Origin of the sequence: Streptomyces sp. NRRL S-495, from assembly GCF_000966955.1 — a bacterium.
In the GTDB taxonomy this organism is placed as follows: Bacteria; Actinomycetota; Actinomycetes; order Streptomycetales; family Streptomycetaceae; genus Kitasatospora; species Kitasatospora purpeofusca.
Map to the genome: position 1 here is coordinate 1 of NZ_JZWY01000444.1, position 3,437 is coordinate 3,437.

At 77.0% G+C, this 3,437-nt stretch carries 3 protein-coding genes and 1 pseudogene; all 4 read right to left on the reverse strand.

Features of this window, described 5'->3' with window-relative positions:
• Window positions 1-285, reverse strand: a pseudogene (locus tag VR45_RS23110) (hypothetical protein); the annotation flags it as partial.
• Between the two features lie 64 nt (window positions 286-349).
• Window positions 350-1,465, reverse strand: coding sequence for a glycosyltransferase (locus tag VR45_RS23115; protein ID WP_045941733.1), 1,116 nt, complete (start codon window positions 1,463-1,465; stop codon window positions 350-352).
• Window positions 1,462-2,445: a polysaccharide deacetylase family protein gene (locus VR45_RS23120; RefSeq protein ID WP_078896760.1), complete on the reverse strand. Its 984-nt coding sequence runs from the start codon at window positions 2,443-2,445 to the stop codon at window positions 1,462-1,464. The genes VR45_RS23115 and VR45_RS23120 overlap by 4 nt, the downstream gene beginning before the upstream one ends.
• Window positions 2,435-3,437, reverse strand: a 1,003-nt coding sequence (locus tag VR45_RS23125) for a lipid II flippase MurJ (RefSeq protein ID WP_045941734.1), incomplete at its 5' end; no start/stop codon positions are given. The genes VR45_RS23125 and VR45_RS23120, both read right to left, overlap by 11 nt.

Genomic DNA, 3,437 nt, shown 5'->3' on the forward strand with positions numbered 1-3,437 from the left:
GTGCACCAGGGCCTCCAGCTCGCCGCGGCTGTGCCCGCTCTCGGCGGCGGCCGCCGCGAGCACCTGCGGCTGGCCGGCCAGCCGCCCGTACGCCTGGGCGAAGTTGACCGCGGTGGCGGCCTGGCCCTGGACGTCGGGCACCACGATCACATAGGAGTTGGCGGCGTACGAGGGGTGGGCGACGACGGCGTACCCGGCGCCGGCGGCGGCGCCCAGCGGCACCGCGAGGGCCATCGGCCACCATCGGCCGACGAGCCGACGGGCGCTACGGCGCGATTCGCTCATGGGGACTCCTTGGCTATGAGGGCCGCCCGGCCGGCGGCCCGGTGTCTGCGGGGGTGCTGCCGGCTCAAGCCCGGGCCAGCCGGTCGTAGAGCGCACCGAGGTCGGCGGCGACCCGGACGATGTCGTAGTGGCCGACCGCGGGCGGCCTGGGCAGCGGGTCGGTGCCGAGGTCGTCGAGGTGGCGCAGGTCGCGCAGCGCGGCCGTGTAGGCGGCCGCCTCGGAGGGGATCCGGCGGGCCTGCGGGGCGGCGCTGGGCGGCAGTTCGTCCAGGGCCGGGCAGGCGCTGTGGCGCACCGGCAGGCCGGCCGCGAGCCCCTCCAGCACACCGAGGCCGAAGGTCTCCTCGGTGGAGGGGGCGGCGAGCACGTCCAGCGCGGTGAGCAGTTCGGGGACGTCGTCGCGTTCGCCGGTCAGCACCAGGCGGTCGCGGACGCCGAGTTCGTCGGCCCGGCGCTCCAGGGCGGCGCGTTCGGGGCCTTCGCCGATCAGCACCAGCCGGGCCGCGCCGTCCAGTCCGGCGAGCGCTTCCAGCAGGACGGCGAAGCGCTTGCCGGGGACGAGCCGGCCGATCCCGCCGATCACCCAGCTGTCCTGCGGCAGGCCGAGTTCGGCGCGCAGCCGGGCGCGGGTGCCGGCCCGGTCGGCGGGCGGGTGGTGGTAGCGGGCGGCGTCGATGCCGTTCGGGATCAGTTCGACCCTGGCCGGCGGTACGCCCCAGGCGTGCAGGGTCTGGGCGACCTGCCGGGACACCGCGACGGTGGTGGTGCCGAGGCGTTCGGCGGCCAGGTAGAGGCCCTTGACGCCGCGGGTGACCGGGCGGCCCTCGATCACTCCGGCGTGCAGCGAGTGCTCGGTGGCGACCACGGCCCGGACGCCGGCCAGCCGGGCGGCGAGCCGTCCGTAGAGTCCGGCCCGGTAGAGGTGGGTGTGCACCACGTCGTAGCGGCCGGCCCGGACCAGGCGGGCCAGCCGGGGAAGTGCGCCGAGGTCCCGGTTGCCGCGCATGCCGAGGTGGTGGACGGTGACGCCGTCGGCGCGCAGCGCGGTGGCCACGGTGCCGGGGTTGGTCAGGGCGAGGACCTCGCACTGCTGGTGGGCCGGCAGGTGGCGGAGCAGCAGGTGGAGCTGGCGTTCGGCGCCGCCGGAGGCGAGGCCGGTGACGATGTGCAGGATCCTCACGGCACCCTCCGGAGGTGCCCGGCGCGGGTGGCGAGGCGGTGGCGGCGGAGTTCGGTGACGGTGTCGCGCAGGCGGTGGCGGCCGCGTTTGGCCCGCAGCCGCCAGGCGCCGTCGCGGTCGCCGACGTAGCAGCGGGGCAGCGCGTACCGGCCGGTGAGCGGGGAGTGCGCGATGGCGCAGGCGTAGTCGTAGCCGGCGTCGCGGACGGCCAGGGTGGCGGCGAGGTCGACGGCGCCGTAGGGGTAGCAGAAGCCGGTGACGGGGCCGCCGACGACCTCCTCCAGGAGCCGCCGGCTGTCCCGGGTCTGGGCGGCCAGTACCTCGGCGGGCAGTCCGGGCAGGGCCTGGTGGCCGAGGCCGTGCGAGCCGATCTCCCAGCCGGCGGCGGCGAGGTCGGTGACCTCCTGCACGGTGAGCAGGGTCTTCCGGGGGCCTTCGGTGTCCCAGTCGTTGGCGCGGCCGAGCAGGTCGGCGACGACGTAGGCGGTGGCGGTGAAGCCGTAGGCCTGGAGGATCGGTACGGCGTGGCGGGCGAAGTCCGCGTAGCCGTCGTCGAAGCTCAGCCCGACCAGCCGGTCGGCCCGTCCGGCCGCCCGGGCCCGCATCAGTTCGCGGACCGAGACGCCGCGCTTGCCGCGCCGGTGCAGCCAGGCGATCTGCTCGGCGAACCGTTCGGGGCTGACGGTGAGCCGGTACGGGTCCTCCTTCTCGACGGCCACCGAGTGGTACATCAGGATCCACGGCGAGGTGGTCCCGGTGGCGGGGAGGTCGGCGAGCGGGCGCCGGCTCCTGGGCAGCCGGGCCGGTGGTCGACGGGTGCCGGGGTGCGGCGCGTCGGTGCGCGGGGCTTCGGTGAGCGGCACAGCGGCGCGCGGGGCTTCGGTGTGCGGCGCGTCGGTGCGCCGGCCGCCGGCCGTCGGCGCGGCCGGGCGGCGTACGCCCGGCGGGGCCGACCGGACGGTTCCCCGTTCAGCGTCCATGAGGAGGGTTCCCTTCATCGGCGACAGGTGACGGGTCGGGGACCGGTCCCAGGACCCGGACGGCGGCGCGGACCGGGCCGCGCACCTCGTGGGCGCCGAGACCGGTGCCCAGGGCGGCGAAGGCCAGCGCGACGGTGAGGCCGCCGAGGACGGTGGAGAGCAGCGGGTCGGCGGTGAGGCCGGCCACCGGCATGCCGAGGGCGGCGGCGCCCGCCGCGGCGGCGAGCAGCCGGGCCTGGCCGCCGATGACCCGTCGCAGGCGCAGCGGGATGCCGCGCAGGACGAGGCCGCGCAGCAGCAGCGCGGCGGCGGCGGTGATGCCGGCCGCGTTGCCGGCGGCCAGGCCGAGGGCGCCGAAGCGGGGGGTGGCGAGCAGGCCGACGGTGACGGTGACGACGAGGCCGAGGGCCATCGCGGCGGCCGGGTACCAGTCGAGCAGTCGGCGGCCGCCGTCCTCGGGGCTGGGGTCGCCGGCCCGGCGGACCGCCGGGCGCAGCGAGAAGTAGGGGCGGATCATCACGCCGATCAGTGCCTGGGCGAGCAGGCCGAAGCTGTAGACCCGGATGACGGCGGCGGTGGCGGCGGTGTCCCGGGGGCCGAAGGCGCCGCGTTCGAAGAGCAGGGCGACCACGGAGGGGGCGCAGGCCATCAGGAAGGCGGTGCCGAGGAGGACGACGGCCGCCGCCTGGCCGAGGTCCTTCTCGACCCGGTCGCGGGCGGCGGTGAGGTCTCCGGCGGCGAGGGCCCGGGCGACCAGGGGGAAGGTGACGGTGCAGATCAGGATGCCGGCGGTCATGGCGAGCTGGGAGACCTTGGCGGCGTAGTTGAGGTGGGAGATGGTGCCGGGCGGCAGTCCCGAGCCGAGGTAGCGCTCGATGAAGACCTGGGCCTGGCGGGTGAGGGTGAACGCGCCGACGGGGAGCAGGGCGAGCGGGATCAGGACCAGGGCGTTGCGGGAGCGGCGGCCGCGGGCGGCGCGGCCGGGGCCGGTG

Excerpts from the sequence above, each read along its gene's own strand:
- VR45_RS23120 (WP_078896760.1), bottom strand. The coding sequence starts at position 2,445 with ATGGACGCTGAACGGGGAACCGTCCGGTCGGCCCCGCCGGGCGTACGC.